Source organism: Nonomuraea sp. NPDC050022, assembly GCF_044460705.1.
Classification (GTDB): domain Bacteria; phylum Actinomycetota; class Actinomycetes; order Streptosporangiales; family Streptosporangiaceae; genus Nonomuraea.
On record NZ_JBITKE010000002.1, the window covers coordinates 1 to 15663 of the forward strand.

15 protein-coding genes are annotated in these 15663 nt (G+C 68.2%); 9 read left to right on the top strand and 6 right to left on the bottom strand.

Annotated elements, in window-relative coordinates; all coding sequences use genetic code 11:
* The 3 genes from iscB to ACIBO2_RS06570 all read left to right on the top strand — a co-directional run.
* Nucleotides 1-1114: RNA-guided endonuclease IscB (gene iscB, locus ACIBO2_RS06560; protein WP_397295736.1), on the top strand; the 1114-nt coding region annotated here is incomplete at its 5' end.
* Nucleotides 1115-1201: 87 nt separating this feature from the next.
* The gene (locus ACIBO2_RS06565) at nucleotides 1202-2101 is read left to right on the top strand and encodes a choline kinase family protein (RefSeq protein ID WP_358538012.1); all 900 of its coding nucleotides are present in this window, start codon (nucleotides 1202-1204) and stop codon (nucleotides 2099-2101) included.
* A 4-nt stretch (nucleotides 2102-2105) separates the two neighbouring features.
* Entirely contained in the window at nucleotides 2106-2711 is a 606-nt protein-coding gene (locus tag ACIBO2_RS06570) for a DUF4126 domain-containing protein (RefSeq protein WP_358538014.1), read from the top strand.
* 54 nt (nucleotides 2712-2765) lie between these two features.
* Here ACIBO2_RS06570 and ACIBO2_RS06575 read toward each other — a convergent pair whose 3' ends face one another.
* The 3 genes from ACIBO2_RS06575 to ACIBO2_RS06585 are packed head-to-tail and all read right to left on the bottom strand — an operon-like array spanning nucleotide 2766 to nucleotide 5249.
* A complete protein-coding gene (locus ACIBO2_RS06575; RefSeq protein WP_358538016.1) occupies nucleotides 2766-3563 on the bottom strand; it encodes an alpha/beta hydrolase in 798 nt (265 codons plus the stop codon).
* Nucleotides 3564-3566: 3 nt separating this feature from the next.
* The gene (locus tag ACIBO2_RS06580; protein WP_358538018.1) at nucleotides 3567-4487 is read right to left on the bottom strand and encodes an alpha/beta hydrolase; all 921 of its coding nucleotides are present in this window, start codon (nucleotides 4485-4487) and stop codon (nucleotides 3567-3569) included.
* Between the two features lie 3 nt (nucleotides 4488-4490).
* Nucleotides 4491-5249, bottom strand: coding sequence for a glucose 1-dehydrogenase (locus ACIBO2_RS06585; protein WP_358538020.1), 759 nt, complete (start codon nucleotides 5247-5249; stop codon nucleotides 4491-4493).
* A gap of 238 nt (nucleotides 5250-5487) precedes the next feature.
* Here ACIBO2_RS06585 and ACIBO2_RS06590 point away from each other — a divergent pair, with 238 nt between their 5' ends.
* Both ACIBO2_RS06590 and ACIBO2_RS06595 read left to right on the top strand, forming a co-directional pair.
* Nucleotides 5488-6084 carry a hypothetical protein gene (locus ACIBO2_RS06590; protein ID WP_358538022.1) on the top strand — a complete coding sequence of 199 codons (597 nt, stop codon included), beginning with the start codon at nucleotides 5488-5490 and terminating at the stop codon, nucleotides 6082-6084.
* A gap of 58 nt (nucleotides 6085-6142) precedes the next feature.
* Nucleotides 6143-6730, top strand: a complete 588-nt coding sequence (locus ACIBO2_RS06595) for a Uma2 family endonuclease (protein WP_397295739.1) — start codon at nucleotides 6143-6145, stop codon at nucleotides 6728-6730.
* On the opposite strand, the gene ACIBO2_RS06600 is transcribed toward ACIBO2_RS06595, so the two are convergent.
* Entirely contained in the window at nucleotides 6723-7289 is a 567-nt protein-coding gene (locus ACIBO2_RS06600) for a hypothetical protein (protein WP_358538027.1), read from the bottom strand. The genes ACIBO2_RS06595 and ACIBO2_RS06600 overlap by 8 nt on opposite strands.
* Nucleotides 7290-7563: 274 nt before the next feature.
* Nucleotides 7564-8622 (bottom strand): WD40 repeat domain-containing protein, encoded by a 1059-nt coding sequence (locus ACIBO2_RS06605; protein WP_397295741.1) that lies wholly within the window; start codon nucleotides 8620-8622, stop codon nucleotides 7564-7566.
* A gap of 316 nt (nucleotides 8623-8938) precedes the next feature.
* Here ACIBO2_RS06605 and ACIBO2_RS06610 point away from each other — a divergent pair, with 316 nt between their 5' ends.
* The gene (locus tag ACIBO2_RS06610; RefSeq protein WP_358538033.1) at nucleotides 8939-10681 is read left to right on the top strand and encodes a leucine-rich repeat domain-containing protein; all 1743 of its coding nucleotides are present in this window, start codon (nucleotides 8939-8941) and stop codon (nucleotides 10679-10681) included.
* A gap of 50 nt (nucleotides 10682-10731) precedes the next feature.
* On the opposite strand, the gene ACIBO2_RS06615 is transcribed toward ACIBO2_RS06610, so the two are convergent.
* Entirely contained in the window at nucleotides 10732-11427 is a 696-nt protein-coding gene (locus tag ACIBO2_RS06615; RefSeq protein WP_358538035.1) for an IS5 family transposase, read from the bottom strand.
* A gap of 317 nt (nucleotides 11428-11744) precedes the next feature.
* Here ACIBO2_RS06615 and ACIBO2_RS06620 point away from each other — a divergent pair, with 317 nt between their 5' ends.
* The 3 genes from ACIBO2_RS06620 to ACIBO2_RS06630 all read left to right on the top strand — a co-directional run bounded on the left by ACIBO2_RS06620 (nucleotide 11745) and on the right by ACIBO2_RS06630 (nucleotide 15338).
* Nucleotides 11745-12614 carry an RIO1 family regulatory kinase/ATPase gene (locus ACIBO2_RS06620; protein WP_358538037.1) on the top strand — a complete coding sequence of 290 codons (870 nt, stop codon included), beginning with the start codon at nucleotides 11745-11747 and terminating at the stop codon, nucleotides 12612-12614.
* 682 nt (nucleotides 12615-13296) lie between these two features.
* On the top strand, nucleotides 13297-14496 hold the full coding sequence (locus tag ACIBO2_RS06625) for an MFS transporter (RefSeq protein ID WP_358538039.1): 1200 nt from the start codon (nucleotides 13297-13299) through the stop codon (nucleotides 14494-14496).
* Nucleotides 14493-15338, top strand: coding sequence for a methyltransferase domain-containing protein (locus ACIBO2_RS06630; RefSeq protein WP_358538041.1), 846 nt, complete (start codon nucleotides 14493-14495; stop codon nucleotides 15336-15338). The genes ACIBO2_RS06625 and ACIBO2_RS06630 overlap by 4 nt, the downstream gene beginning before the upstream one ends.
* The last annotated feature ends 325 nt before the right edge of the window (nucleotides 15339-15663 follow it).

Genomic DNA, 15663 nt, shown 5'->3' on the forward strand with positions numbered 1-15663 from the left:
TCGGGGCGCGGCGATCCGCGACAAGCTCACCGCCCGCTCCAACTACCGGCGCAGCAGAAGGTCGCGCAAGCTGCGCTACCGCGCGCCTCGATTCCGCAACCGCACCAGGCCCAAGGGCTGGCTCGCGCCGTCCCTGCGGCACCGCCTGGACACCACCATGTCGTGGCTGGCCCGGCTGGCCCGGCTGGCCCGGCTGGCCCGGCTGGCCCGGCTGGCCCGGCTGGCCCGGCTGGCCCGGCTGGGCCGGTGGGCACCCGTGCGCGCCATCCACGTCGAACGCGTCGCCTTCGACACCCACGCCATCTCGGCGGGCAAGCCCCTGGAAGGCACCGACTACCAGCACGGGACACTGGCCGGATACGAGGCCCGCCAATACCTGCTGGAGAAATGGGGCCGGACCTGCGCCTACTGCGGCAAGGCGGGTACGCCGTTGCAGGTCGAGCACATCCACCCCAAAGCGCGCGGCGGCTCCGACCGGATCGCCAACCTGACATTGGCGTGCCGGCCGTGCAACCAGGCCAAGAACACCACGCCCGTCGAACAGTTCCTGCGCAGCAAGCCCGCACTGCTGGCGCGCATCCTCAAGCAGGCCAAGGCCCCGCTCCGAGACGCCGCAGCGGTCAACGCCACCCGCTGGGCGCTGTGGCGGGCGCTCACAGAGACGACTCTGCCCGTGGCCACCGGATCGGGCGGGCGCACCAAATGGAACCGCTCCCGCACGAACGCGCCGAAGTCCCACACCCTGGACGCCCTGCACGTCGGCGAACTCGAGCAGGTGACCGGATGGCCAGACCGCATCCTGGTCGTCAAGGCCACCGGACGCGGCACCTACGGCCGAACCCGCACCGACCGATACGAGTTCCCCCGCCTGCGACTTCCCCGCATCAAGCACGTCCACGGATTCGCCACCGGCGACCTCGTCCGCGCCACCCTCACCAAAGGCAAGCACACCGGAGTCCACACCGGACGCGTCGCCGTCCGCACCACAGGCTCCTTCAACATCACCACCGCGACCGGCACCCACCAAGGCATCAACCACAAACACATCCGCCTGCTCCAAAGAGCCGACGGCTACGGCTACACCACGAGTCAGGAGACCACCATTGAACGGTGAACCTCAGGGCACATTCAGGCCCTTGAGGGCCCTCCCGCTCCCGATTCCTCTCCGGCTCGAACGCCGGGGAATCCACGGGTGGTTCTGATGACCGAGATCCTCGACCGCATCCCCCTGCTGTCCGGCGTGCCGCGTTCCGTCGAGGAGCTGCCCGGCGGGCTGACCAACCACAACTACAAGGTGACCGTTCCCGGCGGGGCCTATGTGGCGCGGGTGTCGGCCAGTGAGGGATCGCTGCTGGCGATCGATCGGGACGTCGAGCACTCCTGCTCGCTGGCCGCCGCGCGGATCGGGGTGGGGGCGCCGGTGCACGACTATCTGCCGGAGCTCGGGGTGCTGATCGTGGGTTTCCTGCCGGGCCGGACGTTCACGGAGGCCGATCTGCGCGATCCGGCGAACCTGCGGCGGCTGGCCGAGGTGTGCGGTCGGCTGCACGCGGGGCCCCGGTTCGAGCGGGACTTCGACATGTTCGAGATTCAGCGGGGGTATCTGGAGATCGTCCAGAGCCGCGGATACCGCCTTCCGGCGAAATATCTCGACTTCATGCCCGAGGTCGAGCGGATTAGGAAATGTCTGGATATTCGGGATGTGGGGCGGGTGCCGTGTCACAACGATCTGCTGCCCGGCAACATCATCGACGACGGCGAGCGGCTCTGGCTGATCGACTACGAGTACGCCGGCAACAACGACCCCTGCTTCGAGCTCGGCAACATCTGGAGCGAGTCGGACCTGTCCCTGGACCTGCTGGACGAGCTCGTCACGGCCTACTACGGCCGCCGCCTGCGCCACAAGATCGCGCGGGCGCGGCTGCTCGGGCTCATGTCCAAGTACGGCTGGACGCTGTGGGCCTCGATCCAGGACGGCGCCAACCAGAGCATCGACTTCGACTTCTGGTCGTGGGGCATGGAGAAGTACGAGCGGGCGGTGGCCGAGTTCACCGGATCCGATCTGCCCCGCCTCATGGACGAGGCGACCCGGGCAGACTAGAAACATGTTCGCCGCACTGACAGGGCTTGGACTGTCCACCGCCGCCGGGCTGAACGCCTACATCCCGCTCCTCGTGGTGGGCATCGTGGCCAACTTCACCGACAAGGTGAAGCTGCCCGACGGCTACGGGTGGCTGTCCAACTGGGGCGTGCTCGCCATCATCGCGGTGCTGCTGGTCGCGGAGATGGTGCTCGACAAGGTCCCGGCCGTCGACAGCATCAACGACGCCATTCAGACAGCCGTACGACCGGCGGCCGGCGGCGTGGTCTTCAGCGCCACGAACGCGGCGTCGGAACTGGACCACTCGACCTGGATGGCCGAGCACCCGTGGGCGGGATGGCTGCTGGGCATCCTGGTGGCGCTGGCCGTACACGCGCTGAAGGCGACGGCCCGTCCGATGATCAATGTGGGGACGGGGGGCGTGGGCGCGCCCGTCGCCAGCACGGTGGAGGACGTCGGGTCGCTCGGCATGAGCTTGATCGCGGTGTTCCTGCCTCTGCTGGTCATCGTCGCACTGCTGGCGCTGGCCCTGCTCGCCTGGTGGACGATCAGGAGGGTACGCCGCTACCGCGCCGCCCGCCGGGCCAGACGGACGTCAGGAAGCCCGTAGCGGTTGGGTGGCCCGTAGCGGTTAGGAGGCCCGTAACGACCGGCACGAAACGGATCAGGATGCCCGTAACCAGCGGCGCAGGACGAGGAGGAACTCGCCGGGGCGCTCCTCGTGCAGCCGGTGGCTGGATCCCTCCCAGCACACCACTTTCGAGGCCGGATGCTTGCAGAGCCCCGACTCCCAGGCCGCGCGTTCCGGGTCGGACCAGATCGACAGCACCGGGCACTCCCTGCGGGCCAGGTAGTCGTCGCTCGCCGGCCGCATCCCGACCGCGTCGGGCTCCGTGAACATGGCCTCGAACGCCTGGAGCAGCACGTGCGGCGCCATGCCGTACAGCCGGCGCTTGTGCCAGCGCCTGATGACGGCCGGGGTGGCGGCGTTGGTGCACCACTCGTCGAGCCGCTCGGCGGCGGCGTGCGCGTGCGGACCGCGCAGCGCGGCGACCGTCTCCGGGAAGGTCCGCGCGACGTCCGCCGTGATGCCGTAACCGGGATCGAGGGCGACCAGCTTGCGTACCTTGTCCGGATGCTCGACGGCCAGGATGGAGACGACCTGCCCGCCCATGGAGTGGCCGATCGCGATCACCTCGGGGATGGCGAGCCCGTCCAGCAGCGCGGCGAGGTCGGCGGCCATCTGGCGCGGCGTGTTGCCCTCGTCGGGCACCGAGGAGTAGCCGTGCCCGCGCAGGTCCACCGCGATCACCCGGTGCTTGCCGGCGAGCGCGTCGATGTGCCAGGACCACTGGTGGGAGTCCGTACCCCAGCCGTGGACGAGCAGCAGCGGCGGCCCGTCACCCTTGCCGTCGTCGGTGTAAAAGAGCCGAATGTCCTGCCCTAAATCGGCATAAGGCATCTTTTACCCCACCCGCTCCTTGATCGTGGCGCAGACCCGCCCCTCGGCCTCCTTGGCGACGGGCAGCATGGCGCCCAGCCCGAAGGACCCGTGGAACATCCCGGAGTAACGCACGCTCTGCGTGTCCACCCCGGCCGCGCGCAGCCGCTCCGCGTACGCCTCGCCCTCGTCCCTGAGCGGATCGTGCTCCGCCGTGATCACCAGCGCGGGCGGCAGCCCGCTCACGTCCGCGTTGATCGGCGAGCTGTACGGCTCGGCGCGCCTCGCGTGGTCGGGCTGGTAGCAGTCCCAGTACCACCGCATGTGCGCCGCGGTCAGGAAGTATCCCTCCGCGTTCTCCGCGTGCGAGGGCGCGTCCTGGGCGGCGTCGGTGACGGGATAGACCAGCACCTGCAGCGCGATCGGCGGCCCACCCTCGTCCCTGGCCTTCAAGCAGGTCACGGTCGCCAGATTCCCGCCCGCGCTGTCACCGGCGACCACCAGCCTGCCGGGATCCGCGCCCAGCTCGCGGGCGTGCTCGTACACCCAGCGGGTCGCGGCGTAGGCGTCCTCGACGGCGGCCGGATACGGATGCTCCGGCGCCAGCCGGTAGTCGACGGACACCACGATCACGTCGGCGTCCGTGCAGATCAGTCGGCAGACGGGGTCGTGCGTGTCCAAGGTGCACAGCGTGAACCCACCGCCGTGGAAGTACACGACCACCGGCCGCGTCGCTCGCCCCGTCGGCGGCCAGTAGACACGCACGGGCAGGTCCCCCGCCATGCGGTTCTCCACCCGGCCCACCTTGTACGGTTCCGCCTCCGGCTGGGGCATCTCGGCCAGGATCCGCCGGGCCTCGGCGGCGTCCGTCACCTCGGTGCCCACCTTGGGGAAGACCGCCGTCATCACGTCGATGACCGCCCTGGTGACCTCGTCGATCGCCATCGTTCACTCAGCCTCCGTCCGCGGGAGCATGGCGGTCTCGCCCGCCGTCCAGCCGCCGTCCACCGCCAGCTCGGCGCCCGTCACGTATGAGGCGGCGTCGGACAGCAGAAACGCGATGGCCTCCGCCACCTCCTCGGGCTCACCGCATCGCCCAGCCGCGGCCAGCGGAAACGCGCCTTCGCCTGAGACTGCGCCGTGCCGGAGCGTCATCGGGGTGACGATCATCCCGGGATGTACGGAGTTGACCCTGATCCGGTGGGGGGCGTACTCGATCGCGGCAATCTTGGTGAGGCCGCGGACACCCCATTTGGACGCACCGTAGCCGCCGGTGCCGGGCAGCGCCGTCAGCCCGGCCGCCGACGACAGGTTCACGATCGACCCGCCGCCTGACGCGCGCATCGGCGCGACCACGGACTTGAGCCCGAGGAAGACGCCGACGAGGTTCACCTTGAGCACGCGCTCGAAGTCATCGAGCGTGTACTGCTCCAGGAGCGCCGAGCGGGCGATGCCCGCGTTGTTGACCAGCCCGTCGATCCGGCCGTATCCGTCCAGGACTTCCTCGACCACATCAGCCCACTGATCCTCTTTCGTCACATCGTGCGGGATGAATCGCGATTCGAGGTCTTTCGCGGTGGCGGTGCCGTCCTCCACCAGGACATCGGTGATCACGACGCTCGCTCCCGCCGCGACGCAGCGGCGGGCCGTCGCGGCCCCCATGCCCCTGGCGCCGCCGGTGATGAGCACTACCTTGCCGTCAAGCATGCGTGGCTCCTTCGCGGTAGGTGAACTGAATCACGCACCGGCGGCAACAATCAAGAGCTTGCTTGGTAGTGCGGAGCCCGCATGGCTACTCGCGGAGTCCGTGCCGCTACGCGAGGCCCGCCTGAGGAGCCCGCGTCGCTACGTGGAGCATGTTCGGAGAGCCTGCTCGGCCACGCACCCGCCCCGCGCTCGCACTATCCTCTAGGAAACGGCCGATCAGCAGGAGGTGGCGAGGGCGATGATGGAGGTCATTCTCATCATCCTGGCGATCCTGGCCTTCCTCGGCCTGGTGGCCGGCGTCGGCATCTACTTCCTGGTCAAGCTGGGCCAGAAGGCGGCGATCAAGGCCAAGCAGGCGGCGACCCAGCTGACCACGCACGTCAACGCCATGGGCGCCGGCGACGCAGGGGAGGTCGAACGCCTCCGTCTCGACCTGCGCCGTGAGGTCTCGATCACCCGCCAGGCCGTCGAACAGGCCCAACGCCAGGGCTGGGGCCTCGGCGACCTCCCCCGGCTCCTGGCCGACCTGTCCGCGCAGGCCGACGTACATGACGGGCAACTCGCCATGTACGCCCAGCAACGCCGCGCCTCGCCGTACGTCGACCACGTCACGCTCGATCGCCTACGCGAGCACCAGGCAAAGCTGACCGCCATGTGCGCCCGCATCCGCGCCGACCTCCTCGGCGACCAGCTTCAGCACGCCTCGGCCGGAATCGACGACCTCCACTCCCGCACGGAGCTGGAGATCGAGGCCCGCCGCCGTCCCCCGGACCCGCTCGACGAGATCGACGAGCTCTATCGCAAGAGCACTCAGGAACGCCGAGACCTCACCTGACGGTTACCTGACGTGGCATAATGGCTTCGTTAAGTGAGCTTCTTTGAGGAGACGTGTGATGACCGCGGCATTTCCTGAGTGGTTCTATCCCGGCCCTCCCGGCGGATGGACCGCCGACATGCTCGATCACCTTCCCCCCGACGCGCCCAAGCACGTCGAGCTGATCGATGGGTCACTCATCTTGATGTCGCCACAGGCGGGCTTCCACATGCTCGCCGTCAACTTGCTCATCGACCGCACCCTCGGGATTAAAACCCCTCTCGGTCTCATGACCGCCCGTGAGATGACCATAACTCTGGGCATGCGGCAGCGGCCGGAACCGGATGTTCTCGTGGTCAACAGTTCCGCGTTCGCCAGCCGAGTCACCTCCTTCGCTCCCGACGACGTCCATCTGGTCGTTGAAGTGGTCTCCACAGAGTCGAGGGAAAGAGATAGGACCACCAAGCCAATCAAGTACTCGGACGCGGGCATCAAGCACTTCTGGCGGGTGGAGGAAGAAGAAGAACTGGTTCCCGTCGTCTACACGTTCGAGCTCGAGCCAACGGTCCGCGCCTATGTGCCCACCGGCATCCATCGCAAGCGTCTACAGGCCGACATCGGTTTCCCCGTGGACATCGACCTCGATCTGGGCAAGTTCATCAGCTGACGTCGCGCCCCCAGACTCGGTGGATGAACGCGTCATACTCCTCCGCGCTGGCACCGTTGTTGAGCATGGCGCGTGCCGCCTGTGCCTGCCGCGTCGTGGGCAGCCGCCCTTCGAGCAGGATCGGCAGCGAGAGCCGCCGCGCCAGCAGTTCAACGGCCGAGATCCCATAGGGCCTGCGCACCACGGCCACGTTGACGCGCAACGCGTGCTCGTTCCCAGGCGCGACTCCCGGCCGATCGATCTCGATCGCGACATAACGGAAGCCATTGGCCACGTCACACGGCCCACACCCGGCCGGGCCCCGGCTCAGCCGACCACCGCATTCGGGGCAGGTGAGGCGGTCGTAGGCCGCATCGACCACCCGCCATGGGTGCCTGTCGGGCTCGTCGACCACCATCTCGGCGATGGCCCGCTCGTCCGGCTGCTCGGCCGTACCGAACTCCTGCTCCAGGAACGCCCGCCAACCCTCCTCGACGATCAGGTCCACCAGCCGGGCGCATCGAACACACTCCGACGCCCCGGCCGGTTCCCAATGGAAGCACTCCTCGCATCGTCGCACTCCAGCACCATACGAGCGACGGCGAACGGCCTCACCTGATTATTCAGTCATGGCCCGAGAGCCTGCCGGAGCGAAGGACGGCAGGGCATGTGGTGAGTGATGCGGCTGCTGTGCGGCTGCTGTGCGGCAGATCCGCCTGTGTGACGACGCGTGTAGCTGCCAGCGCCTTACCGAATGGCAGGACTGCCCATGATGGTCCCGCCAGGCTCCGGCCGCCTGATCTCGACTGATGTGAGGGTCCCGCCGCCGGACGGCTCCGATCAGCGGGTCGGCGTCAGGTCCCACAGATGGACGGCGCTGTCCGACCTCGAAGTGACGGCGGCCGGCGTGCCCGCGACCTCGGTGGCCGACTCGAGGGAGTGGCCGGTGAGCGGCTCGCCGATCTGCTCTCCGCGCGCCAGGTCCCACACGAGGGTCTCGCGGTCGCCCCGGTCAGGGCGATTGCGCGGCCGCCCACGGTCGTGGTGACCACGCGCTCGATGTCGCCGGTGTGCCCGGTCAGCGGCGCCCCGATCGGCTCCTGGGCCGCGAGGTCCCAGGCGCGCAGGCGGGGGCCGTCGGCGGCCAGTACCACTGTGCGGCCCGCCACCTCGGTGATCGCGATGCCGCCGACGGGAGACTCCAGCCCCGGCAAGTCCGCGCCGAGCTGCTCGCCGCTCAGAACGTCCCAGGCCTGGAGGAACGGGTCATCCCCGCCGGTCACGGCGACAGGGTGGCCGTCTACCACGGCGGCGGCCATCTCCCCGTTGTAGGCGCCCTGCCGCTCGATCACCTTCACACCGGTGGTCAGCTCCCAGGCCAGCAGCAGGCCCGTCTCGCAGCTACTGACAGCGAGGAGGCCGCGCTCGGACCGGACGGTCGTGAGCGAGCAGACCGCGAGCACGTGACCGATCATGACCGAGCCGATCCGCCGCCCGGTACGCAGGTCCCAGGCCCGCACGATCCCGCCGCTGATGTCGTCGCCGTCCTCGTAGCGGAAGTCGAACCGGCCACCGCCGGTGACGACCACGGGCCGCCCGTCGACCTCCGCCACGGCCACGCGTGTGGCGATGAGGGAGGGCTCGGTGACGAGCCTTCTCCGCTCGTCCTCAGGATCGTCGTCGTCCCAGTGCCCGTTCTCGATATACCAGTTGTCATCGGGCCCGGCCGCGTCGAGGTCCAGCGGGCGGCTGACGCATCTGCCGCCTCGGAGATCACACGTCCACAGCACCCCCTCCTCATCGACGCTGACCGTGACGGGGGAGCCGTCCAGTTCGATCACCGGCGTACCGGAATAGGTGGCACGGCCATGCGAATGGCCCACATAACCGCGCATCATGCGCTCATCGGACATACACCGAACCCTAATGATCTGCACTGACGAGACCCCCAGATAACATCGTTCAGCAGACGGGCGGCCGCAATGATGGCCTGGGTCCGCCGGCGCGCCGACGCGATCTCACCCCTCGCCTAGGGCGCGTTTTAGAACGCTGTCGCGTTGATCGCGCCACGCCGGGATGATCTCGGTGTGGCGCGTGGGGATCTCACCGATGAACAGTGGGCTGTGTTGAACTTCTGCTACCGGTATCGACGGCGGGGCGGCCAGCAGCCTCACGACGGCGCTGGACTTTCCCGTAGGGCTGTCACAGCGCGGACCTATGCTCGTCGCCATGTCGCTATCCGCCACCCCCGCATCCCTGTCCTATGCCGACGCCGACGCCCGTCTGAGCGGCGCGTTGTCCGCCGCGTTCGAGAGTGAAGGAGAGTCGTCCGACTATGACAGCGTGCTGTTCTTCGACGGCGATCTCGCGGTCGACGGGGACTTCCTGGACGCCGTCAATGCCCTGCGAAGCGGGGACGACGAGGACGACGTCGAGCTGATCGTGATCACCGGCAATCTGACGGTCAACGGCCCGATCGCGCTCTATGAGGACCAGCCCGGACTCTACGTCGGCGGTCGCACCGAGGCCGAGACCCTGGAGGCCGGCGACTGCGAGATCTACATCCACGACGGCGCCTTCACGCACCTCGTCTACGGCTATTACAACCACGGCTGGCTACGGACCGGGACCGTCGAGACCCCTTGGGTGATCGACTTCGAACACGCCATGGACGTGGACGCCGTCGGCGGGCGCTGGGTGGACAACTTCGGCGACGCCAAGGACGCCGACTACGCCAAGCCGGGCATCATCGAGGCGTTCGTGCCCGAGGTCGTCGACGCGGAGGACCGCTGTCTGGACATCGATGCGTTCCTGGACCGGCTGCGGGCCGGGCTGCCGGTCCTGCGGCCCGGAGCCCGGACGGCGGCCGAGTCGGCCGACGCCGACGTGTCCCGGTCCCGGGCCGACCGGGTGGAAAACCTCGACCTGACCGGTCGCAACCTCAAGGAGTTTCCCGCCGAGGTGCTCCAGATGCCGTGGCTTCGTACCCTGATCCTGGACGGCAACCCGATCGGCGAGCTGCCCGAGGCGCTCGGGACGCTCACCCGGCTGGAGCACCTGTCGGTGCGCAACTGCGAGCTGACCGCCCTGCCGGAATCGATCGGCGACCTGGCCGCGCTCCGGGTGCTGTGCGTCGCCAGCAACCGGGACACGGACCGGGACACGGTCGAGTTCACCCTGCCGGCCGCCATCGGCCGGCTCACCGCCCTGGAGGAACTCGACATCTCCTACCTGTCCGTCTCCGTCGACACGGAGTCGGAGTCGGAGTGGAACCTGCCGGAGGTGACGCGGTTCGTCCTGCCGGACGCCTTCGGCGACCTGGTCGCGCTGCGCAAGCTGGTCGCCGACGGGACCGACGTCGTGTTCCCCGACTCCGCGCACGGGCTGGCCGCCGTCGAGGAGGTGTCCATAACCGGCGGGAGCCACTACTTCCTGCGGACCTTCCCCGAGGCCGTCACTACCTTCCCGAACCTGCGCCGGCTCGACCTGAGCGGCAACTACTTCGACACCGTCCCCGACAGCCTGCTGCGGTTGACCCGCCTCGAAGAGCTCGACCTCGGCGACAGCCTCGGTCTGCTGCGCGACCCGCTGCCCGACCTCGGCCGCCTGCCCGCGCTGCGGGTCCTCGGCTTCGGCGGACACAGCCGCCGCGCTAGCACGCCCCTGCCGTCGCATGATTTCCTGCGGGAGCTGTTCGCCATGGAGCTGCCCGGACTGGAGGAGCTCCGGATCAGCCAGTGGCAGCGGAACACCAAGCGCCTCAAGCTCAAGCCCGAGCACTTCGCCGGGATCGGGACGTTTCGTCGACTGCGGATCGTCGACCTGAGGTTCAATCAGCTCAACGACCTGCCGGCGGATTTCGACACGCTCCCCGATCTGGCGGTGGCCAACTTGTACGGCAACCTGTTCCCAGAGGCGGTCCGCGACCGGATCACCGCCGCACACCCGACCGCCCAGATCGACTTCGAGTAGGCGTTCGAGGTCGGCGTGGCCGGCATGACAGTGGAGCCGGTCACCGGGGATCACAGCCACTCACCAATCGCCGCGATCTGTACGGTGGCCAAGTAGCGGACGGCGAGCTTGTCGTATCGGGTGGCCACGGCCCGGTGCCGCTTGAGCCGGTTGATCCCGCACTCCACGGCGTGCCGCAGCTTGTAGTCCTCCCGGTCGAATACCGGCGGTCGACCGCCGGCGCTGCCGCGGCGTTTCCGCCCGGCAATCTGGTCGCGGCGCTCCGGGATCGTGGCCCGGATGCCCCGACGTCGCAGGTAGACGCGGTTGGCCTTCGAGCAGTACGCCTTGTCGGCCCGCACCCGATCCGGGCGGCAGCGGGGACGGCCAGCACCCAGGCGGGGCACCCGAATCGCCTCCAACACGGGCACGAACTGTGGACTGTCGCCCCGCTGCCCAGCGGTGACGACCAGGGACAACAGGCGCTGTCCGTGTTCGCAGGCCAGATGAATCTTGCTGGTCAGGCCGCCGCGGGAGCGGCCCAGGCCGTGGTCGGCCGGTTCGATGTCCACCCCGCCCGGCGGCTCCTTCTGGGCTGCGCCGTCGCGGCGGGCGCCGGCGGCGTGCTGATGGGCCCGGCTGATCGTGGAGTCCACCGACACGTCCCAGATAATCCGCCCGGCAGCATCGGCCCTGGTCTGCAGCTTGATGAGCAGCATGGCCCACACGCTCGCTGTGACCGGGCGAGATGTGCGGCAGGATCTCATCCGGCACGTCTCGATCCTGGTACCGCAGCTCCAGCACCGCTCTGGTGGGTCGGCGTGCGGGAGGAGGCCGAAAATTCAGTTGCCGTGGCCAGGCCCCGCTCGGCATACTCAGCCAGGCTGACCACAGCGCGTTACGCAACCGTGTAATCAGTGCATTTCACAGCGCGTATCGCAGCCTGTGCATGGAGGGCGAAGGGAGGTTGAGACCGTGATGACGACTGTTCGCGTGCCGTTTTCCGCGTCCTCTGACCTCCCCACCGGGATCTCGCCAAGCTGATCGCTGCGCCGGTGGGCCTCATTTCTGGAGAAATCCCGCCGTGCCTAAGCACTCCTCGCCCCGCCGCCGGGGCAAGTACGCCCTCGACGCCGACGATCTCGAATGGCTCGACAGCGCCCCCATCGACGACGGACCACCCACTGGCGACCGCTGGTCGACCTGGGATCAGAGCACGCCCACCGAGCGCGGCCCGAAGCCGCACCCGGACTGGCTCATCACCGAGCTCGCCGCCGTGGACACCGAGCTGGGCATCCTCAAAACCGGCAAGGAAGCCGACGTCCACCTGCTCTCCCGCGGTGTGCCGGACACCGACCGCGTCTGCCTGCTGGCCGCCAAGCGCTACCGCTCAGCGGAGCACCGGTTGTTCCACCGGGACGCCGGCTACCTGGAAGGCCGCAGCACCCGCGAAAGCCGCATGAATCGGGCCATGGCCAACCGGACCGCCTTCGGCAAACAGCTCATCGCCGGCCAGTGGGCCGCGGCCGAATTCGGCGCTTTGTGTCGCTTGACCGAACTCGGCCTGCCAGTCCCCTATCCGGTCCAGATCGTCGGCACCGAGATCCTCCAAGAGTTTGTCGGTACCCCGGACGGCTACGCGGCACCCCGTCTCGCCAACGTCTCGGATGATCTGGACGATCTATGGGCGCAGCTGGTGGAGGCGCTGGTGGTCCTGGCCAGAGAGGGTCTGGCCCACGGCGACCTGTCGGCGTACAACCTGCTGGTCCACGAAGGCAGGCTGGTCATCATCGACCTTCCCCAGATCGTCGACGTGATCTCCCACCCCACGGGCCCGCACTTCCTCGACCGGGACGCCCGCAACGTGGCCACCTGGTTCGCCTCGAAGGGCGTCGCGTCGGCAGACCCCGACGCCCTCTCCGTCCTGCTCCAGTCGGAGGCCGGGATGCTCTGACGCCCGCCAAAAGGCGAGGGCCGGAGACGGCAGCGTAGCGACGCTAAAGAGATGCTACAGAAAGATCAGCGGACGAGGCGTCGCCGGCAAATGATCGCGTCAGCAAGCGTCATGTATGCCCAGCGAATGTCGTAACGGACCGTCCAGCGGATACGCAGGCGACCAGGCTCGGCCCGATTATGGGCCGCCCTTGAGCGCCCGGACGCGGGAGCTGTCGATCACGCTTGGGACCAGTCGAGCTGGACTCTGACGGATCGGGAGCCAAGCACTTGCACTACCACTTCGCCCGGTAACAAGCACGTGTCCACCAGAACCGCTACCAGGCGAGATATGCCCTCACCGTTTGATCGCTCCGGTCGCAGAGGCGAGCAACACCTTTACCATTTGGGGCTTTGGTCACGAGGACGGAGACATTCGGCGGTTGCCGAAAAAGTGGAACATATGACTATATGATCTAGTCGCTTGGGATGCTGAGCGATCAGCATGCCGAAGAGCCGAGAGGGAGGTGCTTCATGACCCGCAAGGACACCGTCTGGGATTGATCCAAGATGAGCTGACAGCGGCCGGCACACAGCCTTCGGCGGTGAGCCGGCCCTCTTCATGAGCGCATTGCGGAGAATGGATGAGGCGTCCAGCGACGGATGAGGAACGGCCGGCGGGCTATCGGGATCTGTTCGTTCTGGTGGAGTACCGTGCAGTCTTCACCGCGAGCGTGCTCTCCTGGATCGGGGACTATCTGTGCAAGGCCGCGGTAGCGCTGCTGGTCTTCGATCGCACCGGCTCGGTGCTGGCCTCGGCAGCGGCCTTCGCCGTGGGGTATCTGCCATGGCTCACCGCAGGGCCCTTACTCGCGGCAGTGGCCGAACGGTATCCCTCGCGCTCAGTGATGATCTTCTGCGATCTGGTCAGAGCGGCGCTCATCGGGCTGATCGCGATCCCCGGCGTGCCTGTGGCGGTCCTGCTGGTGCTGCTGTTCGCCAGTGGGTTGTTCGCCCCACCGTTCGAGGCCGCCCGTTCCTCTCAGCTCCCGCACATCCTGACCGGCGACCTGTACCCGCTCGGCATCGCCTTCAACAACGCCATCTTCCACCTGGCCCAGGTCTTCGGGTACGCCTCCGGCGGAATGATCGCCGGCTACAACCCGCATGCCGCGCTACTGCTGAACGCCGGTACCTTCGTCGGCTCGGCGTTCCTGCTGCGCCGTTACGTCAAGCTCCGGCCGGCGACACTCGGGGCCACCCACCGCCCTGGCCTGTGGCGGGAGACTGGACAAGGGTACGCCGTCGTCTTCGGCGACCCAGTGATGCGGGCCATCGCGCTCATAACCTTCGCAACGGTCACCTTCGTCATCGTTCCGGAGGGCCTGGCGGCGGCCTGGGCGTCCGAAATCGACGGCGGCGGCGCGGCACAGGGGTTCATCATGGCCGCGAACCCTCTTGGTGTCGCCATCGGCGGCCTGATACTGACCCGGCTGCTGCGCTCGCGTACCAAGACCCGGCTGATCCGCCCCCTAGCGGTCCTGGCCCCCCTCACGCTGGTCCCCGCGCTGCTCGACCCGCCGCTCGCCGGCGTACTGCTCCTGGCCGCCGCTTCCGGCGTGGTCATGTCGCTGCTGCTGCCCGCCGCTCAGGCGCTGTTCAAGAGCGTGCTTCCCACCGAATACCGGGCCCGGGCGTTCGGCGTCATGAACAGCGGCATCCAGATCGCCCAGGGCACCGCGATCCTGGCCACCGGCGCCCTCAGCGAACGCTTTTCCACCTCTACTGTCATCGGGGCATGGTGTGGCGCCGGGGTTGTCCTGATGATCTTCGTCACATTCCGGCCGCTCGTGCGCCCCGAACCATCGGCTCCTTCACCCGATCCAGCAGAGAGAACACGATGAACGCTCCCACCGTCCGCGCCCTCGGCGACGTCGCAGATGAGGCCGGCGACAAGGCAACGGAAGAAGGCCAGCAGGCAGAACGGACGGCATTTGGTCCCCGTAAGGGGGACGCGATCGGGGACATGCTGCGCGATGCCTACCAGGCATCGCTGGAGTCGGCTGCCACCCCGGTCTTCCATATCGCGGAACGCAGCGACGGGCTGGTGAAGCCCGTGCCCGTCGAACCATGGATCGCCCCGGTCGACCAATGGCCGGACAGTGAGCGCCAAGCGCTGGACTTGCTCAAGGGCAGAGTTCTGGACGTCGGCGCCGGCGGAGGACGGGCCGCACGCGCGTTGCTCGATCGGGGCCACGCCGTTACAGCGATCGACATCTCACCGGGCGCGCTCGAAGTGTGCCGGCGGCAAGGGGTACGTTCCGCCGTTCTTGGCACGGTCCACGAGCATGCCGCGACGGGAGAGCGATACGACAGCTTCCTGCTCCTGGGCGCCAACCTCGGTTTGCTGGAGAGCCGGGAAAGGGCGCCGGAATTCCTGCGGGCGCTAGCAGCGATGGCCGCGCCCGGCGCCATCATCGTCGGCCAAGCCCGGAACCTGACGGACTCCGCCGATCCTCTGCACCTGCCCTACAACGAACAGAACCTACGGGCGGGCCGCATAGCCGGACATCGCACCATGCGGGTCCGCTACCGCGACGTCGCGACGCCCTGGTTCGACTACCTCAGCCTGGCACCACGCGAACTCGCCGAACTCGCCAACGGAACCGGCTGGGAACTCGCCGACATCGTCTCCTTCGAGAGCTCAACGGCCGTATACCTCGCGACCCTCCGCCAACGGAAATGACCGGGCGACGGAAGCACGAGCGTTGACCCCTGACAGCCCGCGCCTACCCCGGTGCGCCGGACCAGACGGCTGAACTTGTCATGGTCGTCGTACAGGCACTCGAGTCGCTTGCGGGGCCGCCCTACTCGGCCCCGCGCTGGCGGGATCGCTTGGATCAGGGACACGACCCTAGATCATTTAGTTGGGCCCCTATAACCCACTTTCCGGCCCCTGTCACAGCGGCCGGTAAGCCCGCTCTCCGGCCGCTGTGACAGCTGCGGCCGTGGGCTCGGGGCCGGAGCGGTGGAGAGTATGTGCAGGTCTCGATGGTGGTGCCGCCAAGGAA